The 15,663-nt window shown below is 42.4% G+C and carries 18 protein-coding genes and 2 tRNA genes; 16 read left to right on the forward strand and 4 right to left on the reverse strand.

Going from position 1 to position 15,663, the window contains the following annotated elements; all coding sequences use genetic code 11:
- Positions 1-35: 35 nt before the first annotated feature.
- From N483_RS02595 to alr, 16 genes are all read left to right on the forward strand, one after another.
- Positions 36-111, forward strand: a tRNA-Gly gene (locus tag N483_RS02595).
- 199 nt (positions 112-310) lie between these two features.
- Positions 311-386: transfer RNA gene (locus N483_RS02600), tRNA-Gly, on the forward strand.
- 198 nt (positions 387-584) lie between these two features.
- A complete protein-coding gene (gene rpsF, locus N483_RS02605; protein WP_023400735.1) occupies positions 585-926 on the forward strand; it encodes a 30S ribosomal protein S6 in 342 nt (113 codons plus the stop codon).
- A 37-nt stretch (positions 927-963) separates the two neighbouring features.
- Positions 964-1,293, forward strand: a complete 330-nt coding sequence (gene priB / locus N483_RS02610; protein ID WP_036976831.1) for a primosomal replication protein N — start codon at positions 964-966, stop codon at positions 1,291-1,293.
- A gap of 11 nt (positions 1,294-1,304) precedes the next feature.
- A complete protein-coding gene (gene rpsR / locus N483_RS02615; RefSeq protein WP_005493466.1) occupies positions 1,305-1,532 on the forward strand; it encodes a 30S ribosomal protein S18 in 228 nt (75 codons plus the stop codon).
- A gap of 35 nt (positions 1,533-1,567) precedes the next feature.
- Positions 1,568-2,020 (forward strand): 50S ribosomal protein L9, encoded by a 453-nt coding sequence (gene rplI, locus N483_RS02620; RefSeq protein ID WP_023400733.1) that lies wholly within the window; start codon positions 1,568-1,570, stop codon positions 2,018-2,020.
- A gap of 349 nt (positions 2,021-2,369) precedes the next feature.
- Positions 2,370-2,789 carry a type IV pilin protein gene (locus tag N483_RS02625; RefSeq protein WP_023400732.1) on the forward strand — a complete coding sequence of 140 codons (420 nt, stop codon included), beginning with the start codon at positions 2,370-2,372 and terminating at the stop codon, positions 2,787-2,789.
- On the forward strand, positions 2,773-3,237 hold the full coding sequence (locus N483_RS02630; protein WP_023400731.1) for a GspH/FimT family pseudopilin: 465 nt from the start codon (positions 2,773-2,775) through the stop codon (positions 3,235-3,237). Before N483_RS02625 ends, N483_RS02630 begins: the two co-directional genes overlap by 17 nt.
- Entirely contained in the window at positions 3,228-3,674 is a 447-nt protein-coding gene (locus N483_RS02635) for a type IV pilus modification PilV family protein (protein ID WP_023400730.1), read from the forward strand. Before N483_RS02630 ends, N483_RS02635 begins: the two co-directional genes overlap by 10 nt.
- 16 nt (positions 3,675-3,690) lie before the next feature.
- Positions 3,691-4,200, forward strand: coding sequence for a PilW family protein (locus tag N483_RS02640; protein WP_052027411.1), 510 nt, complete (start codon positions 3,691-3,693; stop codon positions 4,198-4,200).
- Positions 4,200-6,029 carry a DUF7305 domain-containing protein gene (locus N483_RS02645; protein WP_023400728.1) on the forward strand — a complete coding sequence of 610 codons (1,830 nt, stop codon included), beginning with the start codon at positions 4,200-4,202 and terminating at the stop codon, positions 6,027-6,029. Before N483_RS02640 ends, N483_RS02645 begins: the two co-directional genes overlap by 1 nt.
- Positions 6,030-6,286: 257 nt before the next feature.
- A complete protein-coding gene (locus N483_RS02650) occupies positions 6,287-6,832 on the forward strand; it encodes an RNA polymerase sigma factor (protein WP_023400727.1) in 546 nt (181 codons plus the stop codon).
- Positions 6,825-7,328, forward strand: coding sequence for an Anti-sigma-K factor rskA (locus tag N483_RS02655; protein ID WP_023400726.1), 504 nt, complete (start codon positions 6,825-6,827; stop codon positions 7,326-7,328). Before N483_RS02650 ends, N483_RS02655 begins: the two co-directional genes overlap by 8 nt.
- A gap of 10 nt (positions 7,329-7,338) precedes the next feature.
- Positions 7,339-8,283 carry a DUF4097 family beta strand repeat-containing protein gene (locus N483_RS02660; RefSeq protein ID WP_023400725.1) on the forward strand — a complete coding sequence of 315 codons (945 nt, stop codon included), beginning with the start codon at positions 7,339-7,341 and terminating at the stop codon, positions 8,281-8,283.
- A 129-nt stretch (positions 8,284-8,412) separates the two neighbouring features.
- Positions 8,413-9,792: a replicative DNA helicase gene (gene dnaB / locus N483_RS02665; RefSeq protein WP_023400724.1), complete on the forward strand. Its 1,380-nt coding sequence runs from the start codon at positions 8,413-8,415 to the stop codon at positions 9,790-9,792.
- Positions 9,793-9,818: 26 nt separating this feature from the next.
- Positions 9,819-10,904, forward strand: coding sequence for an alanine racemase (gene alr / locus N483_RS02670; RefSeq protein WP_023400723.1), 1,086 nt, complete (start codon positions 9,819-9,821; stop codon positions 10,902-10,904).
- A 7-nt stretch (positions 10,905-10,911) separates the two neighbouring features.
- On the opposite strand, the gene N483_RS02675 is transcribed toward alr, so the two are convergent.
- The 4 genes from N483_RS02675 to N483_RS02690 all read right to left on the reverse strand — a co-directional run bounded on the left by N483_RS02675 (position 10,912) and on the right by N483_RS02690 (position 14,843).
- Positions 10,912-11,343, reverse strand: coding sequence for a secondary thiamine-phosphate synthase enzyme YjbQ (locus N483_RS02675; protein ID WP_023400722.1), 432 nt, complete (start codon positions 11,341-11,343; stop codon positions 10,912-10,914).
- Positions 11,340-11,807, reverse strand: a complete 468-nt coding sequence (locus N483_RS02680; RefSeq protein WP_023400721.1) for a chemotaxis protein CheX — start codon at positions 11,805-11,807, stop codon at positions 11,340-11,342. The genes N483_RS02675 and N483_RS02680 overlap by 4 nt, the downstream gene beginning before the upstream one ends.
- Before the next feature lie 71 nt (positions 11,808-11,878).
- Positions 11,879-12,313: a zinc uptake transcriptional repressor Zur gene (gene zur, locus N483_RS02685; protein ID WP_023400720.1), complete on the reverse strand. Its 435-nt coding sequence runs from the start codon at positions 12,311-12,313 to the stop codon at positions 11,879-11,881.
- A 43-nt stretch (positions 12,314-12,356) separates the two neighbouring features.
- A complete protein-coding gene (locus tag N483_RS02690) occupies positions 12,357-14,843 on the reverse strand; it encodes an EAL domain-containing protein (RefSeq protein ID WP_023400719.1) in 2,487 nt (828 codons plus the stop codon).
- Positions 14,844-15,663: the final 820 nt, after the last annotated feature.

Consider the following 15,663-nt stretch of genomic DNA (forward strand, 5'->3'; position numbering starts at 1 on the left):
TATTCGACTGTTAAAATAATGAATAGTCCTATGAAGCGGCACTAGCTCAGCTGGTAGAGCGCGACCTTGCCAAGGTCGAGGTCACGAGTTCGAACCTCGTGTGCCGCTCCAAACTTTCAGTTTTATTCGACTGCTAAAATAATGAATAGTCCTATGAAGCGGCACTAGCTCAGCTGCTAAAACGTTAGACGCGACCTGTCGCGCTCCAGCGGACAACTTAGGGCAAACTATGAAGCGGCACTAGCTCAGCTGCTAAAACGTTAGACGCGACCTGTCGCGCTCCAGCGGACAATTTAGAGCAAACTATGAAGCGGCACTAGCTCAGCTGGTAGAGCGCGACCTTGCCAAGGTCGAGGTCACGAGTTCGAACCTCGTGTGCCGCTCCAACTCCTTTCTTAATATTCTTTCTTTTTTTCAAATTCTTATAACTTTTTTCTCTATTAATTCCGAATTCTTGCATAAAAAGATTGCTTATTTTTAGCACTATGCGTAAAATACGCGCTCTTTCGGCCATATTAGTCGTTCCTTGCCTTAACCCGGCCGGCCGAAACGGGACGAGGCTATACTAACCGTAAGGAATATCCATGCGTCATTACGAAATCGTATTCATGGTTCACCCAGACCAAAGTGAGCAAGTTCCAGGTATGATCGAGCGTTATACTGGTTCTATCACTGAAGCTGGCGGTACTATCCACCGTTTAGAAGACTGGGGTCGTCGTCAACTGGCTTACCCAATCGAAAAGCTTCACAAAGCACACTATGTTCTTTTGAACGTTGAAGCGCCTACTGAAGTAATCAACGAACTTGAAACTTCTTTCCGCTACAACGATGCAGTGCTACGTAACCTAGTTATGCGTACTAAAAACGCTGTAACAGAAGCTTCTCCTCTTGCTAAAGAAGAGAAAAAAGAAGCAGCATCTGCTTAATCGTTATTGATTCGGATTTGACTCACCTCTAGAGGTAATGGTGCAAAATCAAGCAGACCCATATACAAACCAGTTTGTTTTATCTGGGATTGTTTGCAAAACACCGAAATATAGTCAAAGTCCTGCTGGCATAGCACATTGTATTTTTGTTTTAGAGCATAAATCGATGCAAGTTGAAGCCGACCTTAACCGTAACAGTTATGTTCGTATTCAAGTTGTAGCCAGTGGTGATAAATTCCGAAGTCAACTAGAGCATTTATACGTTGGGCAAGGGTTGCAAGTTAGGGGATTTTTAAATCGCCACGAAAGCCGAAATGGTTTGAGTCAACTTGTACTACATGCACAACATATTGAAAGAATTAATTGAGGAAATTACTCATGGCACGTTATTTCAGACGTCGTAAGTTCTGCCGTTTCAAAGCAGAAGGCGTACAACAAATCGATTACAAAGATCTAGCTACTCTTAAAAACTATGTAACTGAAAGTGGCAAAATCGTACCTAGCCGTATCACAGGTACAAGCGCTAAGTACCAGCGTCAGCTAGCAGCAGCTATCAAGCGTGCTCGCTACCTAGCCCTTCTTCCGTACACTGACTTACACAAGTAAGCAGCTGATTAATAGTTTTTAAAAGGTGTAGAGACATGCAAGTTATTCTACTAGACAAGATCGCTAACCTAGGTAACCTAGGTGACCAGGTTTCTGTTAAATCTGGCTTCGCACGTAACTTCTTATTCCCTAAGGGTAAAGCAGTTCCTGCAAACAAAGCTAACATCGAAACTTTCGAAGCTCGCCGCGCTGAGCTAGAAGCAAAAATCGCAGAAGAACTAACAGCTTCTCAAGCTCGTGCTGAAAAACTTGAAGCACTAGCTGAAGTAACACTAGTTTCTAAAGCGGGTGACGAAGGTAAGCTATTTGGCTCTATCGGTACTCGTGACATCGCTGAAGCGATTTCTGCTGTTGGTGTTGAAGTAGCTAAAGCTGAAGTTCGCCTACCTCTAGGTACTATCCGTGAGACTGGTGAATTCGACGTAGCTATTCAAGTACACTCTGACGTAACGGCAACTATCAAAGTTATCGTTATCGCAGAAGCTTAATTTATTAAGCATAAACCGCACACCCTGTGTGCGGTTTTATTCCCTCCCCTGAAAAATAACAACGACACAATTTCAGTGCATAAAATCGATGAACATCACGATTGCTCACGGAAGATTCAGACAACAGTTGGATAATTAATCTAAATCACAAATGACATAATTAAACGTTTGTATATTGAAAAGATAGGTACAAATGGTAATGTCATGTAATATCGTACCCATTTTATATAAAGTTGATTTGTGATAATTTAGTTAACTCTTTTTTATTAGATGCTTTTTTTTGCTGTCCAAATAACATACAGTGGTATTGGCAAATTATGACAGCGTTATCATTTTAGTTTGGAGAACAATGTTTAATCGTCGTAGCTTACGTGGCTTTACGTTAATTGAATTGCTTATCGCTGTTGCGCTGGTCGCGGTGTTAGCGAGCGTTGCTTTACCTAGTTATTTGGATTACCTACGCAAGGGTTACCGCGCAGATATACAGCAAATTATGTATCAAGAAGCGGTTGCGTTGGAGCGCATTTACTCCAGAAACGGGGGCTACCCAGATGAATATAAATTTGAAAAAGAGCTGCAATATTACACATTAAAATATACAGCACTTGGCAAACCACCTGGGATTGTAGGCAATTATAGAAGCTTAAAATTCAAAATTAGCGCGACTCCAAAGACGGGCACGACTCAGATTTCGGATGTATGTGGCATGTTGACATTAGATGAGCAGGGTACAGAGTATTCAGAGGGGCAAAATGATGATTGTTGGTAATTCAAAACAGCGTGGCGTGACCTTAATTGAATTATTGGTGTGTGTGGCACTGGTTGCTGTGCTTGCAAGTTTGGCAATGCCGTCTGTCATCACCTACATTAAACAAGATCGTGTTGATTCTAATGTCCACCTTTTGAATAGCGCATACCAGTTTGCTCGAAGCGAAGCGGTGAAAAGAGAACAAACAGTTAAACTGGTTAAGCAAAACTCGCAATGGTTGGTCAATACCATGGTTGATGGTGAAGAAGCAACGTTACGTACGTTTACAATTGAACACGAATCTATTTATGTAGGACTGGTTGATCGTGAGGTAAGATCGACCGGTGAATTAAACCAAGTGAGTAATATTTTAGTGAGTGACAATGACAATAGCACGTTAGATTATCGACTATGCATATTGAAAAGTGGTCAAAGCTGGATAGGCGAGGCTGCAGAGAATTGCGCTTAGAAAAAGGGTTTTCACTAATTGAAGTGATGGTGTCTATTGTGATCGCCGGCGTCGCTTTGCTGGGGTTGGCTGGTGCTCAATTGAAGTCACTACAATTTGCCAATAATAGCTTCAATTACACCGTTGCTTTGGTAAAAGGTCAGAATGCGATTGAGCGGATGTGGAGTGATCTGTGTTATTACGAGCATATCAATCAAAACCTCTTGCTTATTAATAATCCACGCATCGCCGATTTACAGCCTAAAGACAACCGCTTTGTGCTCAAACTGTCTCCGGACAAATATAACGACAATATAAACACGCCAGCTTCCGAGCGTCGAGATGTGAGATTCACTGTAAGCTGGGAGGATAAGCGAATTGAAGACAATAGCGCGTTAAATCAAATAACATTAGTAGCAAGTTATGTTCATGTGCCAAGTTCAGATTGCACCCCTTAAACTGCGAGGATACACGTTGATCGAGTTACTCGTCGCAATGGCCGCCGGGTTATTTTTGTTATCCGGCGTTGCGATGTCCTATACCGCAATTAAAAGCACTGTTGTGGCGAGTAAAGAATTATCCCATGCACAAGAAGTTATTCGTTACATGAGTCAAGTAATGACTCGTAGCATTAAGCAGACACACGCTGAGCCAGAAGTTGAAAATGGCGGAGCGGCATTGCGGGTGCATCAAGAAGCATTGCGGTTGGCATGTGATGGCAGTGTGCCCACTGCAAATTACTCAGAGTTATATACTTTGTCGAACGGCTACTTGACTTGTGACATAGGCAATGGTCCTGTCCAGCTATTGAGGGGGGTTCAAGCTCTGAACTTTGCTCAATCTGGGATCTTAACCAGTATTACCGTGACGCCTAAAGATGTACCACCGCAATTTAAAGAAGGGCTTCAAATTGATATCGCTGCAAACCGTCTGGTGTTAGATAAGGCGGTTTGGAAAGTACCTCAAGAGAGGGTGAATAACTGATGAAACGTTTTTCACGACAATCTGGCTTTACACTCATTAAAGTGATGCTGCTGAGCACCATGGCAAGTGTTGTAGTGTTTACTTCAATGAAGGACACACTGGTACAAGAGCGTCTAAGTGGTAACTTTCAAAAAGATTTAAACGCGCGCTTACAGGCAGAAAAAGGTGTTTTTGCCAGTGCAGATGGTCTCAATGACTATGTAAGTCAAAATGAGGGAGCCACTATGGCAGCCTTACTTGCGGCAAACTCTGGTCATTCGGGTGGTGAATACAGCAAAGGCCAGTTCTCAACAAAAATAAGCTCTCCACAAGCCGGTATTATTGAAGTTGCCAGCTTGGGTCAAAGGTATGGTGAAAACGCCGCTAACAATATGGTGGCAATTTTTGAATTTACCGATGCGGTGCTTGAGCCGACTTTTAATAACCCCGTGACGGGCTGTAAAGGCGTAAATTTATCAGGTAGCGGGGTGGTTGATAGCTATGACTCTGAGGCGGGGAGCTATGAAGATACGCAGGGTAACAACGGCGATGTGAATACAGTTATTGGTGATTCAGACGTGGTGTTATCTGGTCACTCGCCAATTAAAGGGGATGTAAAAGCGTCGGGGGTATTATATCTCAAAGGCTCATCTCCAGTTATTGGTAACGTGCAATCAAATACCGGAATTGATATCTCTCATGGTAGTGGTATGCGTGTTGAGGGGGATGTTTTGACGCAAGGGTTTGTCATTCATCGAGGCGGTGATATTCAAGGTGTCGTGCGAGCAAACGGCAATGTAGAGATGCTCTGGGGTGCTGATATTTTGAATACCAAGAATGATCCTTTGGATATTCAATATGGTGGTACAGGCAAGTTTGAGATGGCCGATGAGCATTCTCAGGACGGAGTTAATTATTCAGCCTCAAAGTTTAACGTCAACCCCAATGTCTCGGCAGTACGAGTATACGATCCTGACTCTCCTAACCATGACGATACAACGGTCGATGAATGTGATCCGCTCGCGCTACCCGGTAACATGCCCAATATCATCATTGCTAATAACGGATATGAAAATGTAGAGGTGAAGTCTAATCAAACGTATACGTTTCAACCTCAACAGAGCAAGTTGGAGCAAAAACGATATAACGGTATAGAAGTCATTAAACAAGAAACCTCAAGTGAAACGAGCATTTATCTATTTGATACAAATAAACAGGTACACGGAAGGCTCAAGCCAGACAGTGAATATGTATATGGCATGAAGAACCTGACCATTGGTGGTGACGCTGTGGTTAATATTAAGAAAGTTAATAAACCCAATATCAAAGGAGGTGATGTTATTTGGCTTATTGATGGTGACTTTATCATGACGGGCAATAGTCGGCTTAATATTGAAAAAGACGCGAGTTTGACAATCTTTGTCACGGGTAAAGTAAAATTAGGTGCCAGTGCTCAGGTGGTGACAGAAAAGCCAGGTATTACAGAGAGTGGCTTTGGCACATTCAATATTTTTTCATCTTACAAGCCTGACCCAAATGACAATAGCAATGCAAATAAACACGGTGTCATTGTAAGTGGAACATCATCTTTGTATGCTGTCATTTATGCACCATTGACTTCTATTTCCATGAATGGCAGCGGACAGTTTTTTGGCACTGTGCGCGGTGCCACAATTGAAGCAAATGGCGGGAGTGGTATCCATTTTGATGAGGCGTTAAAAAAGCTTAAATTAGGCAATGGCGGTACGGTGAAGCAACCTGCTAAATTGACCTTCAAGGGCTGGCGATACAAACACCCCGAAGCGTTTAGCGAGGAGCCAGCACAACCAAGCAACCAAGGGGGCTCCTGATAGGCAAGCTCACCTAATGACTCTCACCTTCTTTGGCTCAGCTAATATCGATTGCCACTTTTTATAAAATTATCACATCTGATTTAAACCTTTTTTGCTTTACAGCGCGTCTTACTCAATATGAAAGGCGCTGTGAAGATGATACCTGATTGACACGCTTTAAAAATATTTCGATAGGATATTGAACTGTATTAGACAGACTGCTCTTTTGAAGTAAATGTGTCATCATCATTACCTCGCGGTAAAGGAATTTAAATATGTTAGTTGATGCCAAACACCCGTTTGATGAATTAGATGATTTGGTCAAACGTACTCAGCAAGGTGATCAGGTTGCTTTTGCCGCTCTGTACCAGCAATGCCATCGGCGGGTCTATGCGCTGTGTTTGCGGTTATTGGCGGATCAGGCTCACGCGGAAGATGCCTGCCAAGAAGTATTTGTGCAGCTGTGGCATAAAATAGCGCAATTTAATGGCCAATCTAAATTTACAACCTGGCTGCATAGCGTGACGTCAAATATCGCAATAAGTTATTTGCGCAAACACAAAAACTGGTTACAAAAAGTAGTCAGTTTTGAAAATAGTGGGATGGATGAAGCAAGTATCGCACTGTGTGGGGATCTTAATGGACTAGACAAGCTCGTGCTTAGATTACCGGAAAGAGCAAGGCTTGTTTTCGTATTGCATGGTGTAGAGGGGTATCGACATGAAGAGATAGCAGTCATGTTAGATATGGCTGTGGGGTCGAGTAAATCTCAGTATCACAGAGCAAAAAAGTTGTTACAGGAGTGGTATGAAAATGACTAAGCCAAACTTTGACGAGTTCTTGTCTCAACAAATAGCTAATACACAAGAACAAGTGCAACAACCTGAGCCTCAGCGAGCATTGTGGCAAGGGATCGAAAAGGCAATTAATGAACAGCCAAAAAATGATAGCGAGCCGCAAAAATATAAATCCGCAGGCGTTTGGCGACAAGTCTCTGCGATTGCGGCTGCAACCTGTATTGGCATGTGTGTGATGTATTTTACGCTCAGTACGCCAGAGCAAAATAATATGATGCAAATGAGTCAGTATTTTGAACAACAGAAACAAATCTTGTTGGTGCAATATGGCAATCAGCCTGCACTGACAAATGATTGGCAAGTGCAGTTGCAAGAATTAGAAGAAGCAGAACAAGCCATTAAGCTGGCTCTTCAAAACGATCCACAAAATGCAGCGTTGCTGCAAATGTTGGCTCAGGTTTATCAACAACAATTAGATTTAATTGAACGAGTACATCAACCTCGTTGGCAGGAAATTTAGGAGAAGTAGGATGAAAGCATTGATGTTGAGTTTAGCCATGTTCCCTCTGGTAACTTTGGCTGGTGAAAAAATTGATAAAGAAATCGAAATTCCAACAGATGGTAAAGTTTTTATAGAAAACCAACGAGGTAACGTGGAAATACTGACTTGGGACAAAGCTGCATTCAAAGTCGTCGGAGAGCTTGATGATAATGCAAAGGGCTACAAATTAGACACCAAAGGCAGCAAAACCAGATTTATCGTTAAAATGCCCTCCAACTCACGAGGTTGGGGACGTAAGCATGAAGGTTCTGAACTGAAAATTTATATGCCAAAGCAAAGTGAGCTGATATTTGAAGGTGTACAAGTCGATGTTGAAGCTTCCCAACTGTTAGCTGGTGCGTACATAAAAACAGTTAATGGTGACATTAAAGCTTCTCAAATCGCTGGGAAAGTGCGTCTTGAGACTGTCAACGGAGATATTGATGGCAAGGAATTAGACGGGCGCATTCGCTATGAAACCGTCAATGGTGATATTGAAGATGTGGATTCCAAGGGGAAGATTAGGTTCAATGCGGTGAATGGCTCCATTGAGAGTAACACGCAGGCAACTGAGATCCGGTTAGAAAATGTGAATGGTGAGGTTGAGTTTGACATTGCAAAATTGCAAGAGTTGAGACTTAACACCGTCAACGGGGAAATTGAAGTGCGGGTGAAAGAACTATTGCCAAATGCACGGGTAAATCTAGAGTCTGTAAGCGGGGACGCAGACTTATACTTCCCACGAGATATTTCTGCCAAGTTCGACATTGATGCACATGCTGGTGGAAAAATCACCAATGAGCTAAGTGCTGATAAGGTTCAAAAAGCAAAGTATGGCCCTTCTAGAGAGCTTCAATTTACAGTAGGCTCAGGCGATGCGGATATCGAAATAGATACGGTAAGCGGCCGCATCGAATTGAAAAAAGCCAACTAAACAACCCTGGCCCAATTTAGATTGGGCTTAGTTTTTGCGTTTTACACTGCACGTCTAAGCTTATCAGCATTCAGTTTTGCAAGATTTAAGGTTACAATAACAAATCCACTCATTTGTTTTTGTCGTAATATGGCCAAACCTGATCAACAAGTCGATACACTAAAAGTTCCACCGCACTCCATTGAAGCAGAGCAATCTGTACTGGGAGGCTTGATGCTTGATAACCAAGCGTTTGACCGGGTTGCTGAACTTGTTGTTGCACAAGACTTTTACACTCGTACGCATAAACTGATCTTTGAAGCCATGACTAAACTCGTCGAGCTTGGTCAGCCAATTGATCTTATTACCATTTCTGAAAACCTAGAAAAGAATAACCAATTAGACTCAATTGGTGGGTTTGCCTATCTCGCGGAGATAGCGAAAAACACCCCAAGTGCCGCTAACATAGATGCATATGCCAGTATTGTACGCGAGCGTGCGGTTGTACGAGAGATGATCTCGGTTGCAAACGAAATCGCCGAAGCTGGCTTTAATCCTGAGGGACGTACAAGTCACGATTTATTGGATTTAGCTGAAAGTAAGGTTTTTAAGATTGCTGAGCAGCGCAGCAAAAGCACTGAAGGTCCGCAAAATATTCATAGTATTTTAGAAAAGACCATAGATAAGATCGAAGAGCTCTATCAATCGCCACAAGATGGTGTAACAGGGGTTAGCTCTGGTTATTCAGATCTGGATCAAATGACTGCGGGTTTACAGCCTTCCGATTTGATCATCGTTGCGGCACGTCCATCAATGGGTAAAACAACATTTGCGATGAACTTGGCTGAGCACGCGGCAATGACGCAGGACAAGCCTGTTCTAATTTACTCCCTAGAGATGCCGTCAGAGCAGATCATGATGAGGATGTTGGCATCACTTGGCCGTATTAACCAGACAAAGGTGAGAACAGGCCAGCTAGACGACGATGATTGGGCGCGATTGTCTTCAACCATGGGACTGCTAATGGAAAAAGGGCAAATGTATATCGATGATGCGTCAGGCTTGACGCCGACCGATGTTCGTTCTCGAGCTCGTCGTATTGCCCGTGATCACGGTGGGATCAGTATGATCATGGTTGACTATTTGCAGTTAATGCGTGTTCCTAGTTTGTCTGACAACCGTACATTGGAGATAGCAGAGATATCCCGCTCGTTAAAAGCACTTGCTAAAGAGCTAGAATGTCCAGTGATTGCGCTGTCCCAGCTTAACCGTACGCTAGAGCAACGTGCTGACAAACGTCCAGTCAACTCAGATCTTAGGGAATCGGGCTCGATTGAGCAGGATGCTGACTTGATCATGTTTATTTATCGTGATGAGGTTTATAACGATGATAGCCCTGACAAAGGCACCGCTGAAATTATCATAGGTAAGCAGCGTAATGGTCCAATTGGTAAGGTTAGGTTAACCTTCCAAGGCCAATACTCTCGTTTTGATAATTATGCTGGGCCAGCACTAGATGATGAGTACTAAGCCCAAATAGATAAGGGTACCTGTGAATGCGGTTAGCCACAGCGGAAATTAATATACCAGCACTGCGTTATAACCTAGCTAGGGTGAAAGAAATTGCGCCTAGCTCGAAAATAATGGCGGTGCTAAAGGCCAATGCATATGGTCACGGTTTGGTCAAAATTGCGCAATGTTTATCAGATGCTGATGCGTTTGCAGTTGCACGTATCGACGAGGCTTTGGCATTGCGTGCAGGGGGACTGACAAAACCAATTATTTTGTTGGAAGGTTTTTTCGATCCCAGCGACTTACCTATTTTGCTCGCAAATAACTTTGAAACAGTTGTTCATGATGAAAGCCAGTTACTTGCCATCGAGCAGAGCAACTTAGAAATGCCAATATCCGTATGGCTTAAAGTTGATACAGGCATGCACAGGTTAGGCATTGAGCCCGAACAATTTGATGATTTTTACCAGCGCTTAAAGCAATGCCAAAACGTCAAGCCAGCAGTAAATTTAATGACTCACTTTCCATGTGCAGATGACGTCAGTAATGACTTTACCCAAGTCCAAATAGATTTGTTTGCGTCATTGGTTTCAGAGCGACGTGAAGCATTGTGTTTGGCGAATTCTGCTGGCGTGATTGGTTGGCCAGATGCGCATTTTGACTGGGTTAGATCAGGACTGATGCTTTATGGGGTGTCACCGATGTTGGATCAAGTTGGAGTGGATCACCAACTAAAACCTGTGATGCGACTAAAAACACGGGTGATCGCCATCAAACAAGTCACTGAAGGTGATCGTGTTGGCTACGGAGGGAGGTGGCAATGCCAAAAAGCAACCACTTTGGCTGTGGTCGCTATGGGTTATGGTGATGGTTACCCACGACACGCTAGGCAAGGCACACCAGTGGTTATTAAAGGCAAGCGATATGGGATTGTGGGTAGTGTATCAATGGACATGATCAGTGTTGATGTCGGTGAAAATGCTGCGCACATTCAAGTTGGAGATGAAGTTGAAATGTGGGGACCAACCTTGCCTGTCGAAGAGGTTGCAAGGTGTGCTGATACCATCCCTTATGAATTGTTGTGTAATGTCACGCCACGCGTAAGCTATGAATACTGCAACGAGGAGTGAGTATAACTCACTCTAAGAGCTGTCCTTGTAGTGTCGCTACGATATTTCGAGGACCACCTTGATCTCTATGCTCACCCAGATATATGCCCTGCCAAGTACCCAGTTTTAATTGTCCCTGATAGATCGGGATGGTGATTTCACACCCGAGTGTACTCGACTTTATGTGAGCTGGCATGTCATCGTCTCCTTCATAGTCATGACGATAATAATGCTGATTTTGAGGCACAAAGTGATTGAAATGGCTCTCCATATCCATACGCACAGTTGGATCGGCATTTTCATTGATCGTCAAACTAGCCGACGTATGTTGAATAAATAAGTGGAGCAAGCCGACCTTGTAATAGCTCAGCTGTGGAATATGTGTCAAAAGCTCATCGTCAATGAGGTGAAAGCCTCGAGGACGAGGCTTCAACGTGATCACAGATTGGTGCCAACTCATAGTTTGTCGAAGCTGACCTCAATATTTGCATTACCATCCTCAGATGTGAATGGCATGATTATTTTAGCACCTTCACACTTATGCGTGATGGTGTGTCCAGGTCCAGATACAACCAAAGGTGTTGCCATGTCGAAATCATACCCCTTTTCACCAAGTAGATTTTTTGCTCCACCGGTGACCATATTGGTGATTTCTCCAACCATATCAGTGACCTCTTCATTTATCTTTTCAGGTCTTTCACCAAGCATTCGCTCCATAATCGCGAGGGCAAGGCTTTCGTCAAAGGTAATTGAAAAAGAGCCTTTGGTTTGTGGGCCAACCATACCGATTAGCCCAGATACATCTCCACGGGCGACTTCATCTTTTTTTATCTTAGGCTTACCGGGCGTTAGCTCCGTTTGCGCCATTGTCGCTAATACATTTATTAGTGAAGATAAAAAAGGGTTGATGAACTCAACATTCATATTTTAGGTCCCTTGTTTTATTCATTATTGCAGACATTAGTTTAAGTGTAGTGGCTTTTTTGACGGCTGCACTACTGTTGGCACTTTTCGCAAAGCCCATGTGCTTCGATTGTTTGTGCTTTTACTTTAAAGCCTTTTTCTGCTGATAAATTGTTTAACTCATGAGAAATGGCAGTTGAGTGCAACTCTTGAACATGCCCACAGCTATCACATATCAGCAGTTGTACAGGGTGGATATGATCAAAATGGTGACACAACATAAATGAGTTTGTGCTTTCGATTTTATGGATGAAACCTAGCTCAGCCAAAAAGTCTAGCGCACGGTAAACCGTTGCGGGTTTGGCACTACTCTCTGTTAATTTCAGTTCTTCTAACAGGTCATAAGCGCCAACACCACCTTGCTTAGTTGCAAGCAGGCGAAACACCTTTTCTCTAATAGGTGTAAAACGCGCCCCGCGATTGTCACAGACCTGCTTTGCTTTGGAAACTAGTAGTTCTATATTCATATTCTAAATCCTTACACTACTTCTCAATACTAACATATTCATTTTAATAGTCTTGTATCGACAAGGATTTATTCTCAATATTCAAAGGTTGGTGTGCATATTGCGCTAACCACGCCTCAAAATCAATTTTTGCCATGGGTTTACCCAAAAAGTAGCCTTGACCTAAATCACACCCAAGGGCCGCTAAAATATCTAATTGTAGTTGGGTTTCGATACCTTCGGCGATAACTTTTATACCTAAATTGTGGGCCATAGTGATAATGGTATGGACCAATTGCCTGACTTGCTCACTGGTGTGCATGTCGAAAATAAAGCTTTGGTCGATTTTGACAACATCAAAAGGGTATAACCTTAAATAGTTTAAAGAAGAATACCCGGTACCAAAGTCATCCATTGAAACGAGGACACCTAGTTGGTGAAATTCGAATAAGGCATCTTTAACCAATGCGTCTCCTGTAAGTAGAACGCCTTCTGTAATTTCTAGTTCGAGCAATTGGGTATCAATCTGGTATTTATTAATCATACGGCTAATAGAGTTTACAAGATTGGGGTCTTTAAACTGTCTCGGTGAGAGGTTAACAGCAATACGGTATGGGTGAGGGTGGAAGTCTTGCAGTGTGCAAATTTGTTGCATCGCCTGCTCTAGCACAAATTCACCTAATTCAATAATATAACCCGTTTGTTCAGCCAATGGGATAAACTCAGCTGGGGAGACCCATCCAAGCTCAGTATTATACCAGCGTAGTAATGCTTCAGCACCCACAACAAAGCGGCTAGATAAATCATATTGAGGTTGAAAATAGACTTCAAATTCTTGATTGACCAAGGCGCTGCGCATACTATCTTCAAGTTTTAGGCGGCGGTTTAGATCTTGACTCATACTCTCGGTGAAGAATGAAAAGGTATTTCGGCCCATGTGCTTGGCACTGTACATGGCGGAGTCAGCTTTTCTTAAAAGTTCATTTGGGGTGTCAGCATCATCTGGAAAAACCGCAACGCCCAAACTCAAAGAAATGGTAAAGGCTCGTTCATCAATCTCAAAAGGAGAGCGGAAAAGTTGGACTAATTTAGTCGCAATAGCGGTTATGTCATGATGTGTCTGGATGTCTCCCAGTAAAATAATGAACTCATCTCCGCCAAGACGTGCAACCGTATCATGTTTACGCAGTGCTCCCTTTAATACGGAAGCAGAATGAACAAGCACTTTGTCTCCAACTTCATGACCCATTGAGTCATTGACCTTTTTAAAATCGTCTAAGTCAATGAAGCCGACTGCAATAAGTTGTTGGTTTCGTTTGGCTTCATGGATCATCTGCTGGAGTCTATCAAGTGCTAAAAATCGATTGGGCAAGTTGGTCAATGTATCGTAAAAAGCATGTTTAAGTATCACCTCTTCTTGGCGTTTTTTGTCTGTGATATCTCGCACAGCAATGACGAGTTTGTCCGACTGAGGTATCGCGTTTAACCGCGCTTCAAAGTGCTTTGTACTGTCTGTATTTTCCAGTTTATACTCTATTTGTGTAAGCTGGCTACTCTGCTCAATGGTGGAAATTGCTTTGGCAAAATGCTTGGCTGCATGCGATGGCAAAATATCAATTAGCTGTTGCCCTACAAATTGTTTTTCTGGTACTGGCAGGTTATCGTCCCGGCCATAATGACACTCTAAAATTTTGCTCTGCCTATCGATAATAAAAAAGATATCAGGCAGTGCTGAAAATATCCCCTGCAATACGCTGTGTCTATCAAGCGCATTTTGTTCTGCGAGTTTTTGCTGTTTAAAACCGATATCTAATGTATGTGCAGCACGTGCTAGGTTATTAGCCAGATGTTTTAGTTCGCCATCCCCCTTAATTTGATGCTCGGCAATAAACTCAAAATCACTCAGTTTGTTACTGATCTGGGTGAGCTCAGATATGGGGCGGTGAATAAAATAATAGGTGACAAGCAAAGCCAAGACTGAAATAAAAACAATCGCGAAAATAATAAACCAAGCATTGTGGTTGTAATGGATGAGCAGTTGTGAAAATGTCTCGGTGAGGTCAAATTGACTGTAGATAAAATAAGGGGGATCAAAAATCGCATTATTTGCATCTTGCACCGATGCTGGGATCTCTTGGTAAGTGACCAGCGTATTTGTTTGCGAGTCGAAGAAATGTCGTGGCTCTTCAGTCCCATGTTGATTGGCTACTTGCGCAAGTTGAGGAAAAAGAGTGTTGGCGCTTAAGCCAATTTGGCTTTTGTCAATGCTGTCACGCACAACAAGTTGTTTGTCAATGACAACAACTGAGCGCAGTGATTCTATCAATTCACGGGGATCGCCAGCTGTGAAAAAGCCTGACGAGGCAGTACTGGTCACGGTATTTGCTATGTTTGCGGTGATTTGTGTAGCGGTATGTAAAGTTTGCTCAATTATGAAATCTTTTTTAATTTGGTAACTGAATACGATGAGCACAGAGGCAAACACAGCGGCTGAGATAGTGGAAAGGAGAGTTAACCAAACCTTTAGGTTGATCGAATATGCTTTATCCATTTCTAATCCTTCAATACCACGCACCTTGTTGGCAACAATCAGCCTGTGACTCAATAATTAATCCGTTAATGACGGCTGCTTGTGGTTATTTATCAAACTCAATGGCTACCACCGCAAGCTGCAGAACATGCCAGTTTGTGGCCACCCTAGATTCAGTATAGTTTAATTCGAAAGATATCAATGACCGATCTGTGTTTAAATCGCTGATAGATTGGTGTTGTTACATCGTGTTAGGCACGTATTGAGTAACAAAGCTAGTTTCTTTATCCATCCATAGCCGTCAAATAGCTTTAATACATGTCTGTTAGTCTGCTCATTCACATCGAATAAAAGAAATAAAAAACGTGCTTTTTCACACCAAGAGCTGCGGCTTTTACCCGGTAAGAGGTGGGTATTAAATAAGCTGGGTGAGTGCTTAATACTCGATAAAGTTTAGGGTTTACGCAGGGTTATATCTTGTACATTTGTTAATTTTTAGTAATTTTGATTTATTTTTTTATTTTGTGTGATAGCATCTTTGTGATAGTAATAAATTAATAAAGAATATTCTGAATTTTAGGTAATGAGTTTCGTTGTCTGGTTGTCTTGCCTGCATGAGTAGCATTTTCTTTTATAAGTACTCAATATAAATCATTAGTTTATGATGTTTGAGTGGTAGTAAAAGGTGTAGTCTATTAACTTAACTTGCAGTGTTTAGTGGTTAATTAACCTTCAAATATTTACGCGCCTCAGAGCGTATACATAGATTGTATTAAATTTGTGTAGTACCTCTCGGTTCGTTGTGAATTTTAAATTGATTAGTTTTTTTCAATTTTTGTGG

This window comes from Pseudoalteromonas luteoviolacea NCIMB 1944 (assembly GCF_001625565.1).
In the GTDB taxonomy this organism is placed as follows: Bacteria; Pseudomonadota; Gammaproteobacteria; order Enterobacterales; family Alteromonadaceae; genus Pseudoalteromonas; species Pseudoalteromonas luteoviolacea_F.